This is a genomic window from Herbidospora solisilvae, assembly GCF_009901565.1.
Classification (GTDB): Bacteria; Actinomycetota; Actinomycetes; order Streptosporangiales; family Streptosporangiaceae; genus Herbidospora; species Herbidospora solisilvae.
Window position 1 is genome coordinate 655,081 of record NZ_WXEW01000006.1, and the last position, 24,718, is coordinate 679,798.

The following is a 24,718-nucleotide window of genomic DNA, read 5'->3' on the forward strand; positions in this document are numbered from 1 at the left end:
CCGCAAGGGATATGGAATTTCGGTATAAGTCGCCCGAACATCCCGGACACCTGTGGACAACCCCACCCGTTTTCCACAGAAACGCGAGGTGAACGGGGCGGAAGAACCCGGCAAAACGCCCACCTGGCAGCAGGGTGACCGCACGGGCGCTTCCGGAATACGGCCACGTTATCCACAGGGTTACCCACAGGGTCGCGCCCTTGTCCACACACCAACCGATTCGGTCATAGCCCGCCGTGGTGACGCGCCGTCTCTGTACGGTGACCCCGCCACCGATCCCCTTGGAGTACCGCCGATGCGGATCACCCTCACCGTCGTCGGCGGCGCCGGTCACCGTGACGTGATCGTCGACGGCGACGAGTCGACCACGGCCACCGGCCTGGCCGCCGCCCTCGACACCCGCACCCTGGGCAACGTCGTCCGGCTCCCCCGGGCGCGGGCGCCCTACGGCATCGACCGGGAGGCGGTCCACGAGGCAGCCGCCCACGACGGCGTGCTCTGGCTCGACGGCCGTCCGCTGCCCGCCGACGCGCGCGTGTTCGGCCTGCTGCGCGACGGCGACCGGGTGGCGCTCGACCCCGCCGGGGCGGCCGCCACCGTGGTCGAGGAGCCCGGCGGCACGGCCGAACTGAGGGTCGCCGGTGGCCCGGGAGCCGGGTCGGTCCACCGCCTGGGGCTCGGCGCACACGTGATCGGCCGCGATCCGGCGTGCGCCGTGGCGGTGGCCGACCCTCTGCTCCCGCCCGAGGCGGCGGTGGTCCGGCTGGGCCCGGCCGCGATCACGGTCGAGCCGGTCGGCACGGTGCCGCTGCGGCTGGCCGGGGAGCCGGTGACCGGGCCGGTCGACTGGCCCGAGAACGCCGTGCTGGGGATCGGCCATTCGGTCTTCACGGTCGGCCGCGTCGAACCCCCCGACGCCCACCTCGACGCGCTGCCCGACGGCGGGCTGGCGTACAACCGGCCGCCCCGGCTGGTGCCGCCCGAGCGGGTGGTCAAGATCGAGGTGCCGCAGGAGCCCCGGCGGCCCGAGGGCGCCCGGCTGCAACTGCTGGCGGCGTTCCTGCCCGCGGCGTTCGGGCTGGTCATGGCGTGGGCGTTCCAGAACTGGTACTTCCTGCTGATCGCGTTCATGACCCCGATGATCATGATCGGCCAGTGGGCGAGCGACCGGCGGCACGGCCGCAAGCAGCACCGCCAGGCCGTGAAAGACCACAAGGCGGCCATGGAGGCCTTCGACCGGGCGGTCGAGAAGGCCCGCGCGGCCGACGAGGCGGCCCGGCGGGCGGCCGCCCCCGACCCGGCCGAGCTGCTGCTGACCGCGACGGGCCCGAGGCGGCGGCTCTGGGAGCGGCGCACCCACGACGCCGACGCGCTGCGGCTGCGGGTGGGCCTGGCCGACCTGCCCGCCGAGATCACCTTCGAGCCGCCCGCCCCCGAGCTGGTGCCGCCGGCCCGTGACGTCCCGGTGGCGCTGGCGATGCGCCGCCTGGGCGTGGCCGGGGTGACCGGCCCCCGGACGGGCGCCCTCGCGGTCGCGCGCTGGCTGGTGGCCCAGGCGGCCACCCTGCACAGCCCCCGTGACCTGGCGATCGTCGTGTTGTCGGCCAACCCCGACGGCGCGTCGCAGTGGGGCTGGGTGCGCTGGTTGCCCCACTGCGTCACCCACGCGACCGGCAGCCTGGCCTCCATCGGCGGCGACCCAGAATCGGCCGCCCGGCGGGTGGCCGAACTGGCCGCCCTGATCACCGAGCGGCAGGGCGACGAGGGCGGCCCGCTGCTGAAGCCCGGCCGGTTGACGGGCGGCCCGTCGAGCTGGAACGACCTGGGCCGGGGCGCCCCCAGACAGGCCGAGCCGTCGTTCGGCACCTACGACGAGCGGCCCTACGACGTGCTGGTCGTGCTCGACGGCGCCCAGGCGATGCGGGCGCTGCCCGGCATGCCGCAGGTGCTGCGCCAAGGTCCGCCCGCCGGGGTCTACACGATCGCGCTGGACGAGGCCCAGTCGCTCCTGCCGGAGGAGTGCGCGACGGTCGTGGCCTGCGAGGACGACGGCACGATCCGGCTGCGCGGCGGCGGTCTCGACGCCCTGGGCACGATCCGGCCCGACCAGGTCTCCCCCGCCTGGGCCGACCGGCTGGCCCGCTCGCTGGCGCCCCTGCGCGACGTGAGCCGCGACGACCCGTCGGCCGCGCTGCCCGACTCGGCGCGGCTGCTCGACCTGATCGACGTGCCCGACAACCCCGGCCGGTCGACCCGGGCGGTCCTGGGTGTGGGCCCCGACGGGCCGTTCTCGGTCGACCTGCGCCGTGACGGCCCCCACGCGCTGATCGCCGGCACCACCGGCGCGGGCAAGTCGGAGCTCCTGCAAACGCTGATCAGTTCGCTGGCGGCGGTGAACCGGCCCGACGAGATGACCTTCGTGCTGGTCGACTACAAGGGCGGCGCGGCGTTCAAGGAGTGCGTGCGGCTGCCCCACACGGTCGGCATGGTCAGCGACCTCGACGCCCACCTCACCCAGCGTGCCCTGGCGTCGCTGGCCGCCGAGATCCGCCGCCGGGAGCGGCTGCTGCTCGACGCCGGGGCCAAGGACATCGACGACTACCTCGACGAGCGCGGCACGACCTGGATCATGGGCGCCACCGGGGTCCGGCAGGCCACCGCCCCGGGCATCTTCGGCCGGGCCGCCGTCCGGACGACGGGCGTCCGGGAGCCGATGCCGCGCCTGGTCCTGATCATCGACGAGTTCGCCGCCCTGGTCGCCGAGTTGCCCGAGTTCGTCGAGGGCCTGGTCGACATCGCCCGCCGGGGCCGCTCGCTCGGCATCCACCTGATCCTCGCCACCCAGCGCCCCGCCGGTGTGGTGACCGCCGACATCCAGGCCAACACGTCGCTCCGGATCGCGCTTCGGGTCACCGACGCCCGCGAGTCGGCCGACGTCATCGACGGGCCGGAGGCCGCCCACATCCCCAAGTCCACCCCCGGGCGTTGTTACGTCCGGTCGGGCGCGGGGCCGGCGGTGGCCGTCCAGGCCGCTCGCATCGGGGGGCGGGCGCCCGGCGGGGGCGGGTCGCCCGGGCAGGTACGGGTGACCGACCTGCCCTGGGAGGCCCTGGGGCGTCCGCCGGCGAGCACCCTCGTCTCCGAGCTGGCCGGGACGACCGACCTGGCCCGCCTGGTCGACCGGGTGATCGAGGTGTCGCGCGGGGTGCCCAAGCAGCCGAGTCCCTGGTTGCCCCCGCTGACCGACCAGGTCGCCTTGCCCGAGGTCGACGGCGAGACGATCGCGTTCGGCGTGACCGACCTGCCCTGGGCGCAGAAACGGCGTCCCCTGGTGCTGGGCCCCGGCCATCTGCTGATCGCCGGCACCGCCCGCAGCGGCCGGTCGACGGCCCTGCGGACCATCGCCGGATCGCTGGCCGGCCAGGTCACCGCCGACGACCTCCACCTGCACGCCATCGACTGCGGCTCGGGCGCGCTGCTGCCGCTGGTGGCCCTGCCCCACTGCGGCGCGGTCGTCACCCGCGACCAGCTCGACCGGGTCGAACGGCTGCTGGCCCGGCTGCGCGCCGAGATCGCGCGGCGGCAGCAGCTCCTCGCGGAGGCGGGGTTCGCGTCGCTGGCCGAGGCGCGGGCGGCGGGCCTGAAGGAACCGTGGCTGCTGCTGATGATCGACCGCTGGGAGGGCTTCGTCGCGGCCTTCGAGAACTACGACTACGGGCGGCTGGTCGACGGGGTGATGCAGATCCTCCGCGAGGGCCCCGCCGTGGGCCTGCGGGCGGTGGTGACCTCCGACCGGTCGGGCCTGATCGGCCAGATCTCGACGGTGTTCGACGACCGGCTGGTCCTGCGGCTGGCCGACCCGGCCGACTACGGCCTGGCCGGGCTCCCGGCGAAGAACGTGCCGTCGTCGATGCCCAACGGGCGGGCGCTGTCGATGAGCGAGCACGGCATCGTGGAGAGCCAGATCGCCCTGCTGGCCGACGATCCCTCGGGCCCCGCGCAGGTGGCGGCCCTCCAGTCGCTCGCCCGCACGGCCGCCCCGGCGACGGTCAACCGGCCGTTGCGGGTCGACGCGCTGCCCGCCCGCATCACCGCCGACCAGGCGCTCGGTCTCGTACGCGGCTTCCGGCCGCCCTCACGCCTGTGGGCCCTCCTGGGGGCGGGCGGCGACGCGCTGGCCCCGATGGGCGTCGACCTGCTGGGCCAGGGCCCGGCGGCGGTGATCGCCGGGCCGTCGCGGTCAGGCCGTTCCTCGACGTTGCTGACGGCGGCGCAGTCGCTGCTCGACCGCGACGTGCCGGTGCTGGTGATCGCGCCGCGCCGGAGCCCGCTGCGGGAGCTGCGGGGCGTGCTGGCCGTCCTCGACGGCAACGCGCGCAGCGTGCGGGAGGACGACCAGGCGGCGGCCGGCGGAGGCTTCGGGGGGCTGCCCGGCGCGCACGACCCGATGAAGCTCCTGGAGGGCCAGGAGAACTACGTGGTGATCGTGGACGACGCCGAGCTCATCTCCCCCGACTCGGCGCTCGGCACGGCCCTCGACGAGATCCTGCGGAAGGCCAGAGACGGCGACCACGGCCTGCTGATCGCGGGCACCACGGGCGACCTGGCCACGGCCTACCGGGGTTTCGTGGCCGAGGCGCGCAAGGCCCGCACGGGCCTGCTCCTGTCGGTCCAGAGCCCGGCCGACGGCGACCTGTTCAACGTCCGCCTCCCGAGGGGCGCGACGGGCGGCGGGCCGGTCGGGCGGGGCCTGCTGATCATGTCGGGCACCGCCACGCCCATCCAGACCGCGGTGCCCTGAGGGGGAGGCGTGGTTCCCGGCGCGGGGGAACCACGCCCAACGGGTCAGCGGGTGGCGGACTCGATGTTGCCTCGGTAGGTGTTGATCGTCCGGGACGCCTCGTTCAGCTCCTCCGACATGCGCTGGAAGGCCGCGCGGTAGTTCTGCCAGGCGTCGCGGAACCGTTCGGCTCCGGGGCCGGTCCAGACCGAGCCGACCTTGGCGGCCTCGCGGTCGAGGGTGGCCATCGTCGCGCGGACCTGGTCGGCCTGCTGGGTGAACTGGGCGGCCATGGTCTGCATCTCCGCCGGGTCGCCGCCGAGCAAGCTCTGACTCATCTTTTTTCCCTTCACGGACACCGATATGGCGCCCTCACCGTAGACGCCGGACCGGTCCTGAGCACCGGTTATGCGCAGTCGCTATAAGCCGGGGCTGTTTTCGGGAGGTCAACGGTGAAAAACCGCCGCAAACCCGGGTCGGCAGTTGGCCGCCCGACGAGGATCCATACACTCCAGTCTCAGGTCGAGGGATAGGAGCTCCCGGTGCAGAAGGTGCTGATCGCCAATCGGGGCGAGATCGCCGTTCGGATCGCCCGCGCGTGCGCGGACGCGGGTCTGGCGAGCGTCGCCGTGTACGCCGACCAGGATCTCGACGCCCTGCACGTCCGGGTCGCCGACGAGGCGCACGCGCTGGGCGGCCAGAGCCCGGCCGAGACCTACCTCGACATCGAGAAGCTGCTGGCCGTCGCCCGCGTGACGGGGGCCGACGCCGTCCATCCCGGTTACGGGTTCCTCGCCGAGAACGCGGGCTTCGCCCAGGCCGTCATCGACGCGGGCCTGACCTGGATCGGCCCGCCCCCGTCGGCGATCATGGCGCTGGGCGACAAGGTGCAGGCCCGGCACATCGCCCAGCGGGTCGGCGCCCCTCTCGTGGCGGGCACCCCCGACCCCGTCTCCGGTGTGGAGGAGGTCGTCGCGTTCGCCGCCGAGAACGGGCTGCCGATCGCGATCAAGGCGGCCTTCGGCGGCGGCGGGCGCGGCCTCAAGGTGGCCCGCACGACGGAGGAGATCCCCGACCTGTACGAATCCGCCGTGCGCGAGGCCGTCACCGCGTTCGGCCGAGGCGAGTGTTTCGTCGAGCGCTACCTCGACCGTCCCCGCCACGTCGAGACCCAGTGCCTGGCCGACACGCACGGCAACGTGGTCGTCGTCTCGACCCGCGACTGCTCGCTCCAGCGCCGCCACCAGAAGCTCGTCGAGGAGGCCCCCGCTCCGTTCCTCACGGAGGAGCAGATGGTCATCCTGTACGACAGCTCGAAGGCCATCCTCCGCGAGGCCGGCTACGTGGGGGCCGGCACCTGCGAGTTCCTCGTGGGCCAGGACGGCACGATCTCCTTCCTGGAGGTCAACACCCGCCTCCAGGTGGAGCACCCGGTGACCGAGGAGGTGTCCGGCATCGACCTGGTGCGGGAGATGTTCCGCATCGCCGACGGGGAGACCCTCGGCTACGGCGACCCGAAGCTGCGCGGGCACTCCTTCGAGTTCCGGATCAACGCCGAGGACGCCGGGCGCGGCTTCCTGCCCGCCCCCGGCACGCTGACCGCGCTGCGCACCCCGTCGGGTCCGGGCGTCCGGCTCGACTCGGGTTACGAGGCCGGGATGACGGTCCCCCAGTCGTTCGACTCGCTGGTCGCGAAACTGATCGTGACCGGGGCCACGCGTACGCAGGCGCTGGAGAGGGCCCGCCGGGCCCTCGCGGAGTTCGAGGTCGACGGCATGCCCACGGTCATCCCGTTCCACCGGAGGATCGTGGCCGACCCGGCGTTCGTCTCCGAGCCGTTCTCGGTGCACACCCGCTGGATCGAGACCGAGTTCGTGAACGACATCGCGCCCTACGACGGCGCCCAGGAGACGGCCGAACCGGCCGCCCGCGAGCGGATCACGGTGGAGGTCGGGGGCAAGCGGCTGGAGGTGGTCCTGCCGTCGGGGTTCTCCGGCGGGGGGACGGCGAGATCCGTACAGAAGGCTCCGAAGCGTTCGGGCGGTGCGGCCAAGAAGGCGGCGGCGTCCGGCGACTCGCTGGTCAGCCCCATGCAGGGCACGATCGTCAAGGTCGTGGCCGGAGACGGCGAGTCGGTGGCCCCCGGCGACACGATCGTGGTCCTGGAGGCCATGAAGATGGAGCAGCCGCTCACCGCCCACAAGGCGGGCGTGATCACCGGCCTGGCGGCCGGGGTGGGCCAGACCGTCACGGCCGGATCGGTGATCTGCGAGATCAAGGACGCCTAGCGGGATCCCCTGTGCGGAGGGCTCATCCGCGCGCGTGGCGTGGGCCGCGGGCGGATACGGTGGAGTGCAGAGGAACCATCGCGCAACGCCGTTCGTCCTCATGGGCGAAGGAGGGCCGAATCGTGACAAAATCCCACCCACTAGGCCGCCTTGGGGCCGCCGTCGCGGCCCTGTTCATCGGCTTGTCCGCCCTTTTCCTGATGGGCTCCCCGGCGGGCGCCGCCGCCGCGCCTCCCGACGCGGCGACCGTGGTCGGTGCGTGGAAGCAGAGCCCGCTGTTCACGGTGAGCGGGTCCCCCCTCACGAACGCGCAGCAGTCGGAGATCACCCAGACGCTCGACGACTCGAAGTTCCCGGTCTACGCCGTCGCGCTGCCCGAGGGCACCGTGACCCGCGCGAACGTCGCCCAGTTCATCCCGGGCCTGCTCACCGAGCTCGACAAGAACGGCCGTTCCGCGGCGACCGTGGCGGTCATCGACGGCACGAGCCTGTTCGCCGGAAGCAGCGCGTTCCCCCAGAACGCGGCCGGCAAGATCGCCAACGAGTCGGCCTACGCCCACGTCGGCGACCCGGTGGCCGTGATGAAGGAGTTCACGAACCGGGTCGACATGCAACTCTCGGGCAACCCCCGGGGAGCCCAGGGCCCCGGTGACACGATCAGCGGCAACGCGGGCGTCTGGATCGGCCTCGGCGTCATCGCCGTGGTCGGCGGCGGTGGCATCTGGCTGATCTCCCGCCGGAACAAGCGCCGGCGCGAGGAGAAGGAGGCCGCCGAGCTCAAGGCCGTCAAGCAGACGGTCGAAGAAGACGTCACCAAGTTCGGCGAGGAGATCACCGCGCTCGACCTCGACGCGAAGATGCTCCCGGCGGCCGGCACCGACCACGACTGGCAGCACGCCCTCGACTCCTACGAGAAGGCGAAGGTCCAGCTCACCCAGGTGCGGCGGGCCGACGAACTGCGCGACGTCACCGCCACCCTGGAAGACGGCCGCTACGCGCTGGCCGTGGTGAAGGCCAAGGTCAACCAGCTCCCGCTGCCCGAGCGGCTGCCCCCGTGCTTCTTCAACCCCCAGCACGGCCCCTCGGTCCGCAACGTGCGCTGGGCCCCGCCCGGCGGCGCGCTCCGCGACGTCCCGGCCTGCGCCATGGACGCCAACGCGATCGAGCGCGGCTTCGACCCGCAGATGCGCGAAGTGGTCCTGCCCAACGGCCAGCGGGCGCCCTACTGGGCGGCCGGCCCGGCCTACCAGCCCTACGCCAACGGCTACTACGGCGGCTTCGACGGCCTGCTGACCGGCATGCTGGTCGGCACGATGCTCGGCAGCGCCTTCGGCGGGTTCGGCTACGGCGGATACGGCTACGACGCCGGTTACGCCGACGGCGTGGCGGCCGACGGCGGAGGCGACTTCGGCGGCGGTGGTGACTTCGGCGGCGGCGGCGACTGGGGCGGCTCCGATTTCGGCGGCGGCGACTTCGGCGGCGGCGACTGGTAGACCCACTGGTAGACCCACTGGGCCCCGCGAACCCACGAGGTTCCGCGGGGCCCTTTCATGTGTTCAAGGTGACTGCAAGCGGGGCGAAAGGGCGCGTGAGAAACTCGGAACATCCCCTCAGGAGGCTGTTTCCCGTGCGTGCCCTCGTCGCGTTATCTTTCGCTCTCTCCCTGGTCCTCGTCCCGGCCACCGCCGCGAACGCCGCGGCGGCGCCCTGCAAGAAGGGCTCCGGCCCCAACCTCCGCGGCGCCGACTTCACCAACGGCCGCCAGCTCCCGAGCGACCTCCGCTGCGCCGACCTGACCGGCGCCAAGCTCGACGAGGTCGACTTCACCCAGAAGGACCTGACGGGCGCGGTCCTCCGCAACGCCTCCATGAAGGAGGCCGACTTCACCCAGGCCCATCTCGAGTACGCCGACCTCCGCGGCGCCGACCTGACCTCCGCCGACCTGGGGCAGCTCCGGGCCAAGCAGGCCGACCTGCGGGGCGCCACCCTCGTCGACGCCGAGGCCGGCCAGGCCGAGTTCCCCCACGCCGACCTCTCCGACGCGGTCATGACCAGGGCCAACCTGACCCAGGTCACGCTGACCAACGCCAAGCTCGTCGGCGCCGACCTGAACGAGGCCGAGCTCGGCCAGGTCAAGGGCCGGACGGCCGACTTCACCCGGGCGAAGATGAAGGAGGCCGAGTTCGGCCAGGCCCAGCTCCAGCACGCGGTCTTCAAGGAGACCGACCTGACCGAGGCCCAGTTCACCCAGGCCGAGCTCCAGGGCGCCGACTTCACCGGCGCGGTGGTCGAGAAGACGAGCTTCATCCAGGCCGACGACCTGAACCTCGCCGGCGCGCGGGGCAACCCGGCCGACCTGCCGACGGGCGTGTCGTTCGACCCTCCGGCGGAGGAGCCGGAGTTCGGCGACGAACCGACCTCCAAGCCGACCAGCCGCCAGCTGCCGACGCGCATCATGGGCATGTCGCCCGCCCTGCTGATCGCCCTGGCCGGCGGCCTGGGCCTGAGCCTGACCCTGATCGTCTGGGGTCTGAGCCACCAGCGCACCCGCCGCAACGACGCCCACTTCACCATGGCCCGCCGCGTGGCCGAAGAGGACGTGACCCGCTTCGGCGAGGAGATCGACACGCTCGACTTCGACATGAAGGTCAACGCGGTCAGCGGCCCCAGCCACGACTGGCGAGCGGCCCTCGACGCCTACGAGGCGGCCAAGCAGGCCCTCTACCTGGCCCGCACGCCCGAGGAGCTGCACGCGGCCGCCGCGGCGGTGCACCACGGAAGGCAGGCGCTGCACCGGGTGCGCGCGGTGCTGCCCCGCTGAACGGATCGTGCCGGACCGGTTTGACTTCAAGCGCTTGAAGGCCGGAACACTCCCTGGACATGACCAACGACATGCCTGTGGAGAACACCACCGTCCTCGTCACCGGAGGGACCGGCCACATGGGCGGCCATTCGGTGGCCCGGCTGCTCCGGGAGGGCTACCGCGTCCGCGTCGCGGTCCGGCACCCCGGTCAGGAGCCGGACGTGCTCGCCCGGCTCCGCCGGGCGGGCGTGGACCCCGGCGGCCGGGTGACCTTCGTCCGCGCCGAGCTGACCTCGGACGACAACTGGGACGAAGCGGTGGCGGACGCGCGATACGTGTGGCACCACGCCTCCCCCTTCCCGTTCACCCCGCCGAGCAGCGACGACGAGCTGATCGTGCCGGCCCGCGACGGCGCCTTGAGAGTGCTCGCCGCGGCACGTGCCGCCGGAGTGCGGCGGGTGGTGCTGACGTCGTCGTACGCGGCCGTGGGCTATACGGCCAAACCCGGCGGGCACTACGACGAGTCGGACTGGACCGACCCCGCCGACGACATCCCCGCCTACATCAGGTCGAAGACCGTCGCCGAGCGAGCGGCCTGGGAGCACGTCCGTGAGCACGGCGGCCCGGAGCTCACCGTCGTCAATCCGACCGGCGTCTTCGGCCCGCTCCTGGATCGGCGGCTGTCGGCGTCGACCGGGCTGGTCAAGGCGTTCCTGGAGGGCGTCATGCCGGTGGTGCCCCGGATGTACTTCGGTGTCGTGGACGTTCGCGACGTCGTCGACCTGCACCTACGGGCCATGACCCACCCCGATGCCGCCGGGGAACGGTTCATCGGCGTCGGCGGCCCGGCGACCAGCCTCTACGAGATGGGCCGGATCCTGGCGAGGCACCTGCCGACCCTGGCCGATCGTATGCCCGGCGTCGAACTGACCGACGAGCAGACCCGCGAGGGCGCGCGGACCGACCCGGCACTGCGCGAGGCGGCGACGCTGGGCGGGCGGATCCCGACGATCAGCAACGAGAAGGCCCGGAAGGTACTCGGATGGTCGCCCCGCGACCTCACGCAGACGATCACCGACACCGCCGACAGCCTGATCGCGCTGGGCGTCGTCAGGCCCTGAACCCTTGGAGGATCTCCGCCACGCGGGTCACGGCCTCCTTCTCGGTGGCGGCGTCGCCGTCGGCCCGGGCCCGCCACATGCGTGCCTTGAGCGCGAGGTATTCCTGACGGACCCGGAGCCGGTCGATCTCGTCGGCGAGCCGCTCGGCCTGGTCGGCGAAGAGCACGTGCAGCTCGTCGGCCGCGTCGTCACCGGCCTCGATCAGTTCGACATAGCGGCGCATGCCCTCGACTGTCATGCCGGAGGAGCGGAGACACGCCAGCGTCTCGACCCGGGCGACGGTGGCCTCGCCGTACCGCCGGTGCCCGCTCGCGGAGTCGCGGCCCACGGTGCCGAGAAGGCCGATCTTCTCGTAGTAGCGCAGGGTCGGTTCGCTGAATCCGGAGTGCCGCGAGACTTGCTGGATGGTGAGTGAGCCGGTCACGGCCCCAGGATAGGACGCGACCAGGCGGCCTAGATGTTCGCCGTCAGGGGCGACATCAGCCGGCGGGCCGCCTCGGTGATCGACCCCGACAACGACGGGTAGACCGCGAACGTGTGGGCGAGCTGGTCGACCGTCAGGCGGTGCTGGACCGCCACCGACAGCGCCAGGATCAGCTCCGAGGCGCGCGGGGCCACGACGACCGCGCCGAGGATGATGCCGGTGTTGGGCCGGCAGAACATCTTGATGAACCCGTCGTGGAAGCCCTGCATCTTCGCCCGCGCGTTGGTCGCCAGCGGCAGCTTCACGACCTTGGCGTCGACTTCCTTGTTCTCGACCTGCTTCTGGGTCACCCCGACCGCCGCGATCTCGGGGTCGGTGAAGATGTTGGAGGCCACCGTCGCGAGCCGGATCGGCTGGACGGCCTCGCCCAGGGCGTGCCACACCGCGATGCGCCCCTGCATGGCGGCCACCGACGCGAGCATGAGGACGCCGGTGCAGTCGCCGGCGGCGTAGACGCCGGGCGCGGAGGTGCGGGAGACCTTGTCGACCTCGATGAAGCCGTTGCGGTCGAGCCGGACGCCGTTCTCCTCCAGGCCGATCCCGGAGGTGTTGGGCACCATGCCGACCGTCATCAGGCAGTGGGTGCCCTCGGCGGTGCGGCCGTCTTCCAGCGTCACCACGACACCGTCGGCGGTGCGCTTGACCGAGGAGGCGCGGGAGCGCCCCATCACGTTCATGCCGCGCCGCCGGTAGACCTCTTCGAGGACCTCGGCCGCGTCGGCGTCTTCGTTGGGCATCATGCGGTCGCGGGAGGAGACCAGGGTCACCTCGGAGCCCAGGGACATGTAGGCGCCGGCGAACTCGGCGCCGGTCACGCCCGACCCGACGACGATCAGCTTCTCGGGCAGCTCGTCGATGTCGTACATCTGCCGCCAGGTGAGGATGCGCTCCCCGTCGGGCTCAGCCCCGGGCAGCACCCGGGGGGTGGCGCCGGTGGCGACGATGACCACGTCGGCGCGGATGGTGCGGTCGCCGGCCCGGACGGTGCCGGGCTCGACCAGGCGGCCGCGGCCCCGGACGACCTCGACGTTCTCGGCGGCCAGGCGGGCCGCGATGTCTGCCGACTGGGCGCGGGCCAGTTCCTTGACACGCCGGTTCACGACCGGCATGTCGGCCACCGCGCCGCCGACGTCGCCGTCGGGGCCACCGGTGAAGTGGACGCCCAGCGAGGTGCCGTCGACGAGGGCCTGCTTGCGGACCGAGGTCGCGATCATGGTCTTGGACGGGACGCAGTCGGTCAGCACGCACGCGCCGCCGGGCCCCTCTTCCTCGACCACGGTGACCCGGGCCCCGAGTTGGGCGGCGACCAGGGCCGCCTCGTATCCGCCGGGGCCGCCACCGATGATCACGATCCTTGTCACATGTCCCATTCTCCCGCACCCGAAGAGGTGTAACGGCACGACTACGTGGAACCGCCACGGCCGGTCCAGCGGGCGATCTTGGTTTAGGCTGATGCGGTGCCTGTATACGCCGCCTATGGCAGCAACATGGACCCGAAGCAGATGGCCGAGCGGGCGCCCCACTCGCCGATGAGGGGAACAGGCTGGCTGACCGGCTGGCGGCTGACCTTCGGCGGGGAGGACGTCGGCTGGGAGGGCCCGCTGGCCACCGTGGTCGAAGACGAGGGCTCGCAGGTGTTCGTCGTCCTCTACGACGTCCCCGAGTGGGACGAGCCGTCGCTCGACCGCTGGACCGGCCTCGACCTGGGCCTCTACACGAAGATCCGGCTGCGGGTGGCCACGCTCGACGGCGACGTGCTGGCCTGGTTCTACGTGGTCGACTCCTATGAGGGCGGGCTTCCCTCGGCGCGTTATCTCGGCATCATCGCCGACGCCGCCGAGAAGGCGGGCGCACCCGACGACTACGTCCACGAACTGCGTGCCCGTCCCTGTAAGTCCCTCGGTGACTGACTTGTACGCTCAGGAGCGTGAGTAACGCATTTTCCCTGGCCGCCGACGCGGCGTCCGCGCTGCGCGCGAAAACGGGAGTCGACGCGTTCGACGTGGCTCTCGTCATGGGCTCCGGCTGGGTGCCGGCGGCCGACGCCATCGGTGAGCCGTTCGCCGAGTTCCCCTCGACCGACCTGCCCGGTTTCGCGCCCCCGGCCGTCGAGGGCCACGCGGGCCGGATCCGGGCCGTCAAGGCGCCCAACGGGCAGAACGTCCTGATCTTCCTCGGCCGCACTCACCTCTACGAAGGGCTGGGCGTCGAGCCGGTCGTCCACGGGATCCGGACCGCCTGCGCGGCCGGGGTGCGGGTGGTCGTGCTGACCAACGCCGCCGGCGGGCTGCGGCCCGAGACCCAGAACGTGGGCGACCCGGTGCTGATCAGCGACCACATCAACATGACCGGGGCCAACCCGCTGACCGGCGCGACCTTCCTCGACCTCACCGAGGTCTACTCCAAGCGGCTGCGCACGCTGGCGAAGGAGGCCGACCCGTCGCTGGCCGAGGGCGTGTACGTCGCCTTCCGCGGCCCGACTTATGAGACTCCGGCCGAGATTCGCATGCTCCGCACCCTCGGTGGGGATCTGATCGGCATGTCGACTGTGCTGGAGGCCATCGCGGCCCGGCAGTGCGGCGCCGAGGTGCTGGCGCTGTCGCTGGTCACCAACCCGGGCGCCGGGCTGGTCGGGGAGCCGCTGAACCACGAAGAGGTCCTCGAGGTCGGCCGGACCACCGCGCGGCGGATGGGCGGCCTGCTGAGCCAGGTCGTCGGCAAGCTCTGAGTTCGGGGACGGCGATGAACGATCTGACGACACGCGCGCGGGAGTGGCTCGGCCAGGACCCCGACCCGGCGACCCGGGCGGAACTGAAGTCGCTGCTGGATTCGGGCGACCACGACGGGCTGGCCGACCGGTTCGGCGCGAAGCTGGAGTTCGGCACGGCCGGCCTGCGGGGCGAGCTGGGCGCGGGCCCCAACCGGATGAACCGGGTGACCGTGATGCGCGCGGCGGCCGGGCTGGCCGCCGTGCTGGGCCCGGGGCGTCACGTGGTCGTCGGGTACGACGCGCGGCACAACTCCGACGTGTTCGCGCGCGACACCGCCGCCGTCCTCACCGGCGCGGGCCTCCGCGTCTCCTTGATGTGCGGCCTCTTCCCGACCCCGGTGCTCGCCTTCGGGGTACGTCACCTCAAGGCCGACGCCGGGGTGATGGTGACGGCCTCGCACAATCCCCCTCAGGACAACGGTTACAAGGTCTACTGGGGCGACGGCTCGCAGATCGTCCCGCCGGTCGACACGGAGATCTCGGCGGCGATCGACGCGGTCGGGCGGGTCGACGAGCTTCCCCTCGGCGAGGAGTGGACGACCCTGGCGCACCGCGACATCCTGGCGCCCTATCTGGAGGCGGTGACCTCGCTGCCGCTGGGTTCGGCGCGGGAGCTGCGAGTGGCGTACACCCCCCTCCACGGCGTCGGAGGGAGCACGCTGGGGCAGGCGTTCCTGCAAGCGGGGTTCGCCTCGCCGATGATCGTGGGGGCCCAGTTCCGGCCCGATCCCGACTTCCCGACGGTGGCGTTCCCGAATCCGGAGGAGCCGGGGGCCATGGACCTGGCCCTCGAACTGGCCTCGGCCTCGGCCGTCAACGCCGACCTGGTGATCGCCAACGATCCCGACGCCGACCGGTGCGCCGTGGGCGCGCGCCAGGCCGACGGCAGGTTCCGGATGCTGACCGGCGACGAGGTCGGCGGCCTGCTGGCCGAGCACGTGCTGCGGTCGACGAGCGCGCCCGACCGCCTGGTGGCCACCACGATCGTCTCGTCGTCGCTCCTGGGGAAGATCGCCCAGGCCCACGGGGTACGGCACCGCGAGACCCTGACCGGATTCAAGTGGATCATGAAGGCGGGCAGCGGGCTGGTCTTCGGCTACGAGGAGGCCCTGGGCTACAGCGTCGGCTCCGACGAGGGCCTGCCGGTCCACGACAAGGACGGCATCGGCGCGGCGCTGACCGTCGCGGCCATCGCCGCCGAGGCCAAGCAGCGCGGGCTGACCCTGATCGACCTGCTCGACGACCAGGCGGTCCGCTACGGCCTGCACGCCACCAGCCAGCTTTCCTTCCGCGTCGACGACCTGTCGCAGATCACCGACGCGATGGCGCGGCTGCGGTCGAAGCCGCCGGCGAGCCTGGCCGGCCGGACCGTCGAGTCGATCGACGACCTGGCGGCGGGCTCCGCCGACCTGCCCCCGACCGACGGCCTGCGTTACCGGCTGTCGGGCGGCGGCCGGGTGGTGGTCCGGCCGAGCGGCACCGAACCGAAGCTGAAGTGCTACCTGGAACTGGTGCTCCCGGTGACGGAGATCGCCGAGACCCGGTCGGCCGCGGCCGACCAGATCGAGGCGCTCAAAGCCGATCTGCGCGAGGTCCTCGCCCTTTAGACGACGAGGACCGCCGCGACCACCAGCACCAGGAACGCCGCCGTCGCCGCCAGCGAGTCGATCGCCCACGTGACGGTCGGCTCGCCGGTCGACTGGCCCTTGCGGGCCGTGGCGAGTTCCTTGATCTCGTCGGCCACCCAGTCGGCGTGGACGCGTCCGGCCATGGCCTCGCGGGCGGCCTGCTCGCCCTTCGACAGGGTCGGCTCGGTCGTCGGGTAACGGCCGCGCCTGACCTGGCGGTTCTGCTGCCGCAGGCTCTTGGCCCGTTCGCGCGCGGTCGGCATCGGGGTCCAGCAGCGGACGGTCAGGCCGCCCCCGGTGATCGTGATCGCGCTGGTCACGGTGACGTCGTCGACGGCCGACCAGGGCAGGTAGGCGGTCCGGAAGGGGTTGCGGACCCGTACGCCGCCCTGCTCGGTGATCGTCGCCGGCCGCAGCGCGAGCAGGTAGGTCATCCACGTGACGAAGCCGAGGACGGCCCCCACGACCAGGGCCGACGGCAGGGTCCCCTGTACCACCAGGTCGACCGTGTTGACGGCGACGAACACCAGCCAGGCCCAGCCGAAGAACCAGGCCGTCTTCGAGCGGAAGGTCATGCGCGCCACTTCAACTGTGCGAACCCCGGCTTGATCACCCCGTTGATCAGCGCCAGGCGGTCTTCGAAGGGGATGAACGCCGACTTCATCGCGTTGACCGTGAACCACTGGAGGTCGTCCCAGTCGTAGCCGAAGGCGTCGACGAGCTGCGCGAACTCCTTGGTGACGCAGGTGCCGCTCATCAGCCGGTTGTCGGTGTTGACGGTGACCCGGAACTGGAGGCGGCGCAGCAGCCCGATCGGGTGGTCGGCGATCGAGTCGGCCGCCCCGGTCTGGATGTTGGACGTCGGGCACATCTCCAGCGGGATGCGCTTGTCGCGGACGTAGGCGGCCAGCCTGCCCAGCTTGGCCCCGTCGTGCTTGGGGTCGCCCGAGACGGAGATGTCGTCGATGATCCGGACGCCGTGGCCGAGCCGGTCGGCCCCGCACCACTGGATGGCCTGCCAGATCGACGGCAGCCCGAACCCCTCGCCGGCGTGGATGGTGAAGTGGGCGTTCTCGCGCTGGAGGTACTCGAAGGCGTCGATGTGCCGCGTGGGCGGGTAGCCGGCCTCGGCGCCCGCGATGTCGAAGCCGACGACCCCGACGTCGCGGTAGCGCACCGCCAGTTCGGCGATCTCCATCGACCTGGCCTGGTGCCGCATCGCCGTGAGCAGCGCGCCGACCCGGATGCCCCGTCCCTGTGACCCGATCCGGAAGCCCTCGTTGACCGCCTGGACGATCTCGTCGAGGGAGAGCCCCCGCTCGGTGTGCTGCTCGGGGGCGTAGCGGACCTCGGCGTAGACCACTCCGTCGTTCGCGAGATCCTCCGCGCACTCCGCGGCCACCCTGACGAGCGCCTCACGGGTCTGCATGACGCCCACGGTGTGGGCGAAGGTCTCCAGATAGCGCTCCAGCGACCCGGAGTCGGCCGACGCGCGGAACCACGCGTCGAGCTCGGCCGGGTCGGTGGAGGGCAGTTTGTCGTAGCCGGTCTCGCGGGCCAGCTCGATGATCGTTTCCGTGCGCAGGCCCCCGTCGAGGTGATCGTGAAGAAGCACCTTGGGGGCTTGGCGGATCTGCTCAAAAGTGGGCAGGCTCATTGCGGCATACTACCTTCACCTGCGCAAATATGATCTGCTACACGGTCTCCAGAACCTGCTCGGGAGCGGGCGCGCGCCGCCTCCTCCCGGCCACCACTCCGGCGATCGAGATCCCCAGCCCGATCAGCGCGAACACGGCCGAGATGACGATTGCGGCGCGCGTCGACCCCAGCGGGTCGCCGCCCCCGACGCCCGAGGTCAGCGTGGCCGTGACGATGGCCAGGACGACCGCGCCGCCGACCTGGCCGGAGGTGTTGATGAGCCCCGACGCGAGCCCCTGTTCCGCGTCGGCGACCCCATTGGTGCCCTGGATGTTGAGTGAGGGGAAGGCCAGCGCGAAGGCGCCGCCGAGCAGCAGCATCCCCGGGATGACCAGCCAGAGTGACGGGTCCATGTCGATGTTCAGGAAGACGAGGTAGGCGAGCACCAGCGACACCGACCCGGCCAGCACGATCTTCTGGGTGCCGAACCGGTCGGCCAGCGACCCGACCCGGGTCGAGAACAGCGCGACGAGCAGCCCGGCGGGCAGGAAGGCGAGCGAGGTGGCCAGCGCCGACCAGCCGAGCATGTTCTGGAAGTACTGCATGGCCACGAACTGGAAGCCGACGTACGAGCCGAAGAGGATGACGAGCCCGAGGTTGGCCCGGCGCAGCGGCGCCGACCGCAGGATGCCGAGCCGCACCAGCGGGTGCTCGGTGCGCAGCTCCCACCAGACGAACAGGCCCAGCAGCACGGCGGCGGCGAGGCCGGTGGCGACGGTCCGTCCGACGGCCACCTCGGGGGCCTCGACGACGGTGTAGACCAGCAGCAGCATGCCCGAGGTGATGGTGAGCGCCCCGAACAGGTCGTAGCCGCCCTCGCCGCGCTCCTCCGAGCGGGGCAGCAGGCGGGCCCCCGCGATCAGGGCCGCGATGGCGACCGGCACGGGCATCAGGAAGGTCCACCGCCAGCCGAGTTCGGTCAGCAGGCCCGAAAGGATCAGGCCGAGGGAGAAGCCGCTGGCCGCGCAGGCGGTGAAGATGCTCAGGGCCCGGTTGCGCGCGGGCCCTTCGGCGAAGGTCGTGGTGATGATCGACAGAGCGGCCGGCGCGGTGAAGGCGGCCGACATGCCCTTGACGAACCGGGCCGCGATCAGCAGCGCGCCGTTGTCGACGATGCCGCCGAGCAGCGAGGCGAAGGCGAACACGGCCAGCGCGACGAGCAGGACCCGGCGTCGGCCCAGCAGATCGGCGGTCCGTCCGCCGAGGAGCAGCAGGCCGCCGTAACCGAGGACGTACCCGCTCACCACCCACTGGAGCGCCGAGGTCGACATGCCGAGTTCGGCCTGGATGGACGGCAGTGCGACGCCGACCATCGACACGTCGAGGCCGTCGAGGAAGACGACGGTGCAGAGCACGATGAGGACGCCCCATAGGGAGGCCCCCCAGCGGCCCTCACGAGTAGACATCATGGACGGCGACGTTACATGCACATGCATTCAATGCACAAGCATTTAATGCGTTTGCATATGCTTGTACGAGGTGCTATGGTGCCGCGCAAGGAGATCAGGGGTGCACGATGACCGACAACGAGGTGGTGTCCACCTGGCGTGAGCTGTCCGCCAGGCACGCCGCGATCGTCTCCGACCTGGAACGCGAGCTGCACGAGCGCCACGGGCTCGGCGTCAGCGAGTTCGAGGTGCTCGACCGCCTGGTCGACGGCCTCTGCCTCAGCTCCGACGGCAAGTTCCGCGTGCAGGAACTGGCGGCCGGGGTCCCGCTGAGCCAGAGCGCGTTGTCCCGGCTGATCGCCCGCCTGGAGAAGGCCGGGCTCGTGCTCCGCTCGATGTGCGCCGACGACCGCCGCGGGGTCTTCGTGACGCTGACCGACGCCGGCCGGATCCGCCACTCCGAGGCGCTGCCGACGCAGCGCCGGGTGCTGCGCGACCACCTGGCCGCCACCTCCGCAGGGTGAATTCGGCCCGCACATAAGGGAAAGTAACTTTCAAACGCACGCGAAGATGCACGTGCAGCGCAAAATGCCCACCTTGGGTAATTCGGTGCATTGCGCGACCGATCGTTGATCGGGCAAAATTCTTTTCGGTTTCGGCGCGCTTCTGAAGGTGCCGGTGGGGAGCCTGACAATCCCTATGGCGGAAAGGAGGCCCGGCCCCGTGCGCGGCTGGACGCCCCTGAATGATGATCGAACACCGGTGAGCCCCGCAGGACGGGTCCAACCCGGGCCCTTCCAGGACGACTTCGGCAACCCATTACATGGCCTTTACGCCGGACAGCGGGCGGAAAGCGAGTTCGGCTCCTGGACCCGGATACTCGCCGTCTGGCACGGATACCGGATCTGGGATTTCACCGGACCCGCCATGAATGGATTCAGAAGTTCTCTAGTGAGCCCGTGGAACGAGGTCCTTTCACAGGGGTTACTAAGAGATCTCGCCGACCCGTCGCCTTACGACGGAGCCGCCTGGAGTGAACGCTGGATAGCCGGCGCGCTGCTCTCCGGGCGCAAGCCGTTCGGCCGGTTCACCCTCCCCCTCGACGAGGCGCAGGCGTGGTGCATCCGCGCCCGGCGGGTGGGGCTGGAGTATCACCGCGAACGCGTCGACGGGAACGCCCTGCACATCACGGCGGGCCGCGAGGAGACGTACGGGGAGCTGTTCGAGCTCGACGCGCTCGTCGCCTACTACCGCGACGTGCTGCCCCCGGAGGCGGCCGAGACGGCCGCCTGGGGCCTGCTGTCGCACCGCAAGGAATCGCCCGCCAACCACACCTTCGCCGGCGTGGACGCCTTCGCCGAGCTGCCCAGGGCCGTGCGCGGGCTCACCCTCGGCTATCCCCCGCTGGCCACGGCCCGCCGGATCCTCCTGGAGAGCGGCGGCGAGAACGAGATCGAGTTCCCCGACGTCCCGCTCGACCCTGGACGGCCCGAACCGGCCCCGCTCGGCGACGTGCCCGTCTGCGACCACGACCACCCGGTGCCCCGCTTCGAGAACCACGACGACCTGGTCAAGGCGTGTGAGCCGCTCACCGACCTGGTCTCCTACTACTGGCAGCTCGACCGCGAGTTGTCGATGTTCGCGCCGCGCATCTCCGGCGTCTACCTGGCCGACTACCCCGAAGCCCTGATCGCCGCCTTCGAGGCGCACGCGCGTGCCGCCTCCACCGACCGCTATCCGCGCGCCGAGGCCGTCTTCGCGCACATGTGCTGCGTGCTGCGGCATCTGGGGCGCGAGCCCGACGACCTGCTGCGCGGGCTCAGACCGCCATCACTGCGAGCGCCCGGTCGAGGGCCGCTCGACCACCCTCGGGGTCGTCGCCCCGCATCCTGAGGTCGGCGACCCGCATCCACATCGTCGAGGCGCGTTCGCGGGAGCTCATCGTCTCCCAGCGCTCGGCGGCGGCCACAAGGGCCTGTTCGGCCTCCCAGGTCTCGCCGAGCCGCAGATGCGCCTCGGCGATGACCTCCGAAGCGTGGACGTGCAGCAGGGCGGCGGTCTCCCCGACGGCCTTGACGACCTCGTTGGCGCGGTCGATCGCCTGGTGCGGATCTCCTCTGACGATGTCGGCACGGGCCAGCGCGAGGGCGCAGAACCCCCGGTCGACGATCCCCGCCGCCGCCTCGGCCAGCTCGGTCTGGGCCCGGGTGAGGACCGGGAAGAGCTCCTCCACCGTCGCCGGATCGGCCCTGATGAGCTCCCCGGCCATGGTCGCCCGCAGGCGGGCCAGGCCGAGCGGGTCGTGGTAGCCCGCGCCGTACAGGGATAGGGCCTGCTCGAAAAGGCCCCGTGCGGTCGGCGCTAATCCCGACCTCGCCGCCGCGATTCCGTTCTGCCAAGCGACCGAAATACGTCCGCGGGGCTCGCCGAGCTCTATCGCGGCACTCGTCAGCTCGCTCAGCAGCAGATGCAATCGCAGATGCGAACCATGTCCGGCCTCTTCCGGATGGGAGTGCAGGTCGACCTGCTCTCCGTACGTGGCGATGAGGGCGCATCCGAGCTCGATCACGCTGGAGGTCCAGCCGGCCGCGCCGATCTCGCGGTCGAGCGCGCTCTCGCCCACGGCCACGCTGGCCGAAATGTCACCCGCTTCGAGGTGGCAGCGGCACAACACGGTCGCCAGCCGGACGCGGTAGTCGACGAACTGCGTCCAGTGGCCGCTCGACCGGGCCAGCGTCTCGGAGGACTCGTCGAGGTGGGAGTCGAGCAGTCGCGTCACGCGGCTGATCACCTGGGGCAGGTCGCCCTCGCGTTCGGCCGCCTGGGCCTGGCCGAGCTCGGCCTGCCGCCAGAGGTCGGGGACCATGCCCAGCGACGGCTGCCGGAGCAGCGCCGCGTAGCGGTCTCTCGCCTCGGGGAACCGGCCTTCGGCCAGCGCGCCGCCCGCCTTGGCCGCTTCGGCCCGCAGGCCCGCGATCGTGTGCGGGTCAAGTCCGTCGGTCAACCACAGAGGGGAGCACCGGAGTCCTCGCGCGATGATCCTGATCATTGCCGCGGTCGGTTCGAGGTCTCCGCTTTCAATCCGTTCGATCGAGTCGGCATCCAGTTCGGACGTCACTTGGAATGGCAACAACCCTCTCTGCAGGCGAGCGGCTCGAACGCGTTGAGCGATCTTCTCGGGCACTGTGCTCCTCGCCTAACACGGTGCGTAAATCGACGCCTCGATCAAGTGCGTCAAACGGAGCATAGACGTGACAGGGCAACTTGACCACCAGCAAACGTGTTCACGGGACTAATCAGTGCAGGTTTCTCAGCTCATGCCCGTCTTGCCTGGACCGAAAGCCCGGTTCCGGACGGTGAATACCCGCCCACCCTGGCACTGATCTGGGCGGCTCCCCGCGACGGGCCCCATTTGTGTCAGGTTTCCTGACAGAATTATTGAGACGAATGTTTGCATAGCTGCCGAATTCGTGTTATTTGGTCGCACGTGGATCATTACACTGTCATTGACAAAGATTTGACAAGCCGTCCGCATCGGATGCGGGATGTGGACGGACGGGCGTTCCTCGCGTCCCTGCGCACCACCGCCGTGACCCGTGTCGAGGCGGGCGAACGGGTCGCGCAGGTGAGCCGGAACATGGGCGTGTCCCGGTCGTCGGTCTACGAATGGCTCCGCCAGGCCCGCTCCGAGCCGCAGAAACTGCAGGCCAGCCCGTTGCAGGGGCGTCCGTCGGCGCTTTCCCCCGACGGACTGCACGATCTGGCGACCGCGCTGCTGGCCGGCCCGGAGTCAGCGGGCTTGACAGGACGGTTGTGGACGCGGGAACTCGTGAACGAGCTCGTCTCCCGTGACCACGGCGTCTCGCTGACGCTCACCAGCATCGGCCGTCTGCTGCGTTCACTCGGTTTATGGCCGCGACACTCTCTCGTCACGTGGCCGGACGGTTCCGCCCGATTGTGGAAACAGCGTTACGCGTACATAAAAGAGAAAGCACGGGAACAGGACGCGCTTCTGATGCGCGGGGGACTGGTGGACGTCGGCGCGCTTCTCCCCCGTTCCTCCCTCCCCGCCGCGCCTTTCGGCTTCCACCTGGCCTATGCGCTGATCCCGGGCGGGCCGCTGCTGTTCCGCGCCTACTCCGGCCCCGCGAACGCGGCCACGTTCCTCGACTTCGCGACCGGGCTGGTGGCCGAGACCGGCCGGGCCACCTGCCTCATCACGGCGCCCCATCCCGTCTTCGACCTCGACGAGTGCGCGCGCGGCCTGGCCGGGCTGCCGCTGACCGTCTGGGTGCGCAGCGACGGCGACGCCCGCGCGCTCCGGCCCGCGCCCGCGCCCGCCACCGCCTCGGCCCCCGATCTGCGGCCGGCCGTGCTCGGCGGACCGTCCACCGGCCTGTGGACGATGGACCGGCTCGCCGGGCACCTGAGCGCGCTTTTCGGTCATCCGGTCAGTACCGGCGAGGCCGAAGTGCTGCTCTCCGCGCAGAACCTCTGGCCCGAGGGACCGCTGCCGCCCGTGCTCCCGCCGGGCTCGCCCGCCGTCGGCCGCTGGTGCCACGACGTGCTGCCGCTGTTCCAGGCCGAAGCGGGGCCCGGCGCGGCGGTACGGTTCGTCCAGGAGGTCCCGCTGCCGGGCGGGCGCACGCTCCTGCTGGCCGTCTCCCCCGACCAGGAACGCCGCTTCGCCTGGTACGAGGAGGCCCGCTACCAGGGCCGCATGCGCGCCACGACGCTGGCCGACTTCACCCGGCGGCTCCGCCAGGACCTCGCCGAACCGCTATGCCTGGTCGTCACCGACGACTCCGGCTGGCGCTCCCGCGATCTCGACGCCACCGCCACGACGGTCGGCGACGCCTTCTTCTGCACGTGGGCCGACGGTTGCGGCGAACGCGTCTGGCGCATCCCCGAACGCGACCCCGTCCAGGCGTTGTGCCGCCGCCACTTCCACCAGGGACGCGGACCCGCGCCCGCCGGAACAGCCTCGCTGGAGATGGAACACCCGCCGCGCGGTCCCGTCGGCACGGCCGACCGCCAGGTCCGGATCGCCGCCGCCCGCGAACACGCCCGGCGGCAGCCCCTGTCGGCGGGAGGCCGCTTGCGCGAGCTCGTCCTGGCGGGCCCGCCCGCCCTGCTGACCACGCGGACGCTCACCGCCCTGCTGAGCCGCGCCTACGGCCGGCCCGTGGACGCCGACCGGGCCGTCGCCGTGCTGCGCGACGAGGGACTGTGGCCCGAGGAGTTCCCGTCGGTCGAGCCCGGCCCGTGGGAGCACGAGACGCTGCCCCTCTACCTCGCCCACGCGGGCGCCGGCGCGGCCGTCCGGTTCGTCGCCGAGGCGCGGCTCGGGGGCGACCTCAGCCTCCTGGTGGCGCTCGACCGTGCCGGGGAGACCCGGTTCGCCTGGTATCCGCAGGCCCGCTATCGGGGGCGGATGCGCGCGACCACGCTCGTCTCCTTCGCCGGACTGCTGCTCGACGACGCCAACGGGCCGCTCTGCCTGGTCGCCGCCGACGAGGCCGGCTGGAAGTCCAAGGAACTGGCCGCCGCGCTGGCCCGGCGGCCCGTCCTGGTCGTCGCGGCCGGGGTGCCCTACCTGTGCGCCTGGCCGGCCGGCTGCGGCAACCGCGCCGTCATGGGCGACCAGTGCCGCACCCACGCGCGCCGGTCGCGGCGGCTGGCCGTCCACCGGGCCCGCTCCGGGCCGCTCCTGGACGCCGTGCGCGCCGCCTCGGCCGAACTCGCGGTGGCCCGCGCG

At 71.7% G+C, this 24,718-nt stretch carries 18 protein-coding genes; 11 read left to right on the plus strand and 7 right to left on the minus strand.

The annotated features are described in order from the left end of the window. The first annotated feature begins 295 nt into the window (after nt 1-295). A complete protein-coding gene (locus GT755_RS23075) occupies nt 296-4,801 on the plus strand; it encodes an FtsK/SpoIIIE domain-containing protein (RefSeq protein WP_161481689.1) in 4,506 nt (1,501 codons plus the stop codon). A 44-nt stretch (nt 4,802-4,845) separates the two neighbouring features. Here the strand turns inward: GT755_RS23075 and GT755_RS23080 are convergent, their stop codons facing one another. Further along, the gene (locus GT755_RS23080) at nt 4,846-5,118 is read right to left on the minus strand and encodes a WXG100 family type VII secretion target (RefSeq protein ID WP_030451352.1); all 273 of its coding nucleotides are present in this window, start codon (nt 5,116-5,118) and stop codon (nt 4,846-4,848) included. Nucleotides 5,119-5,322: 204 nt separating this feature from the next. Here GT755_RS23080 and GT755_RS23085 point away from each other — a divergent pair, with 204 nt between their 5' ends. The 4 genes from GT755_RS23085 (at nt 5,323) to GT755_RS23100 (ending at nt 10,992) form a co-directional block, all read left to right on the plus strand. Further along, entirely contained in the window at nt 5,323-7,068 is a 1,746-nt protein-coding gene (locus tag GT755_RS23085) for an acetyl/propionyl/methylcrotonyl-CoA carboxylase subunit alpha (protein WP_161481690.1), read from the plus strand. A 122-nt stretch (nt 7,069-7,190) separates the two neighbouring features. Then, nucleotides 7,191-8,561 carry a hypothetical protein gene (locus GT755_RS23090; protein ID WP_161481691.1) on the plus strand — a complete coding sequence of 457 codons (1,371 nt, stop codon included), beginning with the start codon at nt 7,191-7,193 and terminating at the stop codon, nt 8,559-8,561. A gap of 134 nt (nt 8,562-8,695) precedes the next feature. Next, nucleotides 8,696-9,889 carry a pentapeptide repeat-containing protein gene (locus GT755_RS23095; RefSeq protein WP_161481692.1) on the plus strand — a complete coding sequence of 398 codons (1,194 nt, stop codon included), beginning with the start codon at nt 8,696-8,698 and terminating at the stop codon, nt 9,887-9,889. 59 nt (nt 9,890-9,948) lie between these two features. Beyond that, complete coding sequence (locus tag GT755_RS23100) at nt 9,949-10,992, plus strand: NAD-dependent epimerase/dehydratase family protein (RefSeq protein ID WP_161481693.1); 1,044 nt, start codon at nt 9,949-9,951, stop codon at nt 10,990-10,992. Here GT755_RS23100 and GT755_RS23105 read toward each other — a convergent pair. Together GT755_RS23105 and GT755_RS23110 are read right to left on the minus strand one after the other, a co-directional pair. Further along, entirely contained in the window at nt 10,982-11,416 is a 435-nt protein-coding gene (locus tag GT755_RS23105) for a MerR family transcriptional regulator (RefSeq protein WP_161481694.1), read from the minus strand. The genes GT755_RS23100 and GT755_RS23105 overlap by 11 nt on opposite strands. A 29-nt stretch (nt 11,417-11,445) precedes the next feature. Next, nucleotides 11,446-12,837, minus strand: coding sequence for an NAD(P)H-quinone dehydrogenase (locus tag GT755_RS23110; protein ID WP_161481695.1), 1,392 nt, complete (start codon nt 12,835-12,837; stop codon nt 11,446-11,448). 96 nt (nt 12,838-12,933) lie between these two features. Here GT755_RS23110 and GT755_RS23115 point away from each other — a divergent pair, with 96 nt between their 5' ends. From GT755_RS23115 to GT755_RS23125, 3 genes are read left to right on the plus strand one after another with little or no spacing between them, the layout of a single operon-like run. Next, a complete protein-coding gene (locus GT755_RS23115; RefSeq protein WP_083949454.1) occupies nt 12,934-13,386 on the plus strand; it encodes a gamma-glutamylcyclotransferase in 453 nt (150 codons plus the stop codon). Between the two features lie 17 nt (nt 13,387-13,403). Next, a complete protein-coding gene (locus GT755_RS23120) occupies nt 13,404-14,204 on the plus strand; it encodes a purine-nucleoside phosphorylase (RefSeq protein WP_161481696.1) in 801 nt (266 codons plus the stop codon). Nucleotides 14,205-14,218: 14 nt separating this feature from the next. Continuing rightward, on the plus strand, nt 14,219-15,853 hold the full coding sequence (locus GT755_RS23125) for a phospho-sugar mutase (protein ID WP_161481697.1): 1,635 nt from the start codon (nt 14,219-14,221) through the stop codon (nt 15,851-15,853). On the opposite strand, the gene GT755_RS23130 is transcribed toward GT755_RS23125, so the two are convergent. Genes GT755_RS23130 through GT755_RS23140 form a run of 3 tightly spaced genes read right to left on the minus strand, consistent with a single transcriptional unit; the run spans nt 15,850 to nt 18,981 of the window. Further along, entirely contained in the window at nt 15,850-16,449 is a 600-nt protein-coding gene (locus GT755_RS23130) for a PH domain-containing protein (protein ID WP_161481698.1), read from the minus strand. The genes GT755_RS23125 and GT755_RS23130 overlap by 4 nt on opposite strands. After that, nucleotides 16,446-17,531: an adenosine deaminase gene (locus tag GT755_RS23135; protein ID WP_161481699.1), complete on the minus strand. Its 1,086-nt coding sequence runs from the start codon at nt 17,529-17,531 to the stop codon at nt 16,446-16,448. The genes GT755_RS23130 and GT755_RS23135 overlap by 4 nt, the downstream gene beginning before the upstream one ends. A gap of 37 nt (nt 17,532-17,568) precedes the next feature. Further along, nucleotides 17,569-18,981 (minus strand): MFS transporter, encoded by a 1,413-nt coding sequence (locus tag GT755_RS23140; RefSeq protein ID WP_235967026.1) that lies wholly within the window; start codon nt 18,979-18,981, stop codon nt 17,569-17,571. A gap of 107 nt (nt 18,982-19,088) precedes the next feature. On the opposite strand from GT755_RS23140, the gene GT755_RS23145 reads away from it, so the two are divergent. Both GT755_RS23145 and GT755_RS23150 read left to right on the plus strand, forming a co-directional pair. Beyond that, nucleotides 19,089-19,484, plus strand: a complete 396-nt coding sequence (locus GT755_RS23145; RefSeq protein ID WP_161481701.1) for a MarR family winged helix-turn-helix transcriptional regulator — start codon at nt 19,089-19,091, stop codon at nt 19,482-19,484. A 427-nt stretch (nt 19,485-19,911) separates the two neighbouring features. After that, nucleotides 19,912-20,853, plus strand: a complete 942-nt coding sequence (locus GT755_RS23150) for a hypothetical protein (RefSeq protein ID WP_161481702.1) — start codon at nt 19,912-19,914, stop codon at nt 20,851-20,853. On the opposite strand, the gene GT755_RS23155 is transcribed toward GT755_RS23150, so the two are convergent. Next, entirely contained in the window at nt 20,780-21,964 is a 1,185-nt protein-coding gene (locus tag GT755_RS23155; protein ID WP_161481703.1) for a hypothetical protein, read from the minus strand. The two genes, GT755_RS23150 and GT755_RS23155, sit on opposite strands and share 74 nt — an antisense overlap. Before the next feature lie 543 nt (nt 21,965-22,507). Here GT755_RS23155 and GT755_RS23160 point away from each other — a divergent pair. Further along, on the plus strand, nt 22,508-24,718 hold a 2,211-nt coding region (locus GT755_RS23160), incomplete at its 3' end, for a transposase (RefSeq protein WP_161481704.1).

Bases quoted from the DNA above. Each gene is read 5' to 3' on its own strand.
- GT755_RS23075 (WP_161481689.1), top strand. From the start codon at position 296: ATGCGGATCACCCTCACCGTCGTCGGCGGCGCCGGTCACCGTGACGTG.
- GT755_RS23080 (WP_030451352.1), bottom strand. From the start codon at position 5,118: ATGAGTCAGAGCTTGCTCGGCGGCGACCCGGCGGAGATGCAGACCATG.
- GT755_RS23125 (WP_161481697.1), top strand. From the start codon at position 14,219: ATGAACGATCTGACGACACGCGCGCGGGAGTGGCTCGGCCAGGACCCC.
- GT755_RS23145 (WP_161481701.1), top strand. From the start codon at position 19,089: ATGACCGACAACGAGGTGGTGTCCACCTGGCGTGAGCTGTCCGCCAGG.
- GT755_RS23100 (WP_161481693.1), top strand. From the start codon at position 9,949: ATGACCAACGACATGCCTGTGGAGAACACCACCGTCCTCGTCACCGGA.
- GT755_RS23130 (WP_161481698.1), bottom strand. From the start codon at position 16,449: ATGACCTTCCGCTCGAAGACGGCCTGGTTCTTCGGCTGGGCCTGGCTG.
- GT755_RS23140 (WP_235967026.1), bottom strand. From the start codon at position 18,981: ATGATGTCTACTCGTGAGGGCCGCTGGGGGGCCTCCCTATGGGGCGTC.
- GT755_RS23135 (WP_161481699.1), bottom strand. From the start codon at position 17,531: ATGAGCCTGCCCACTTTTGAGCAGATCCGCCAAGCCCCCAAGGTGCTT.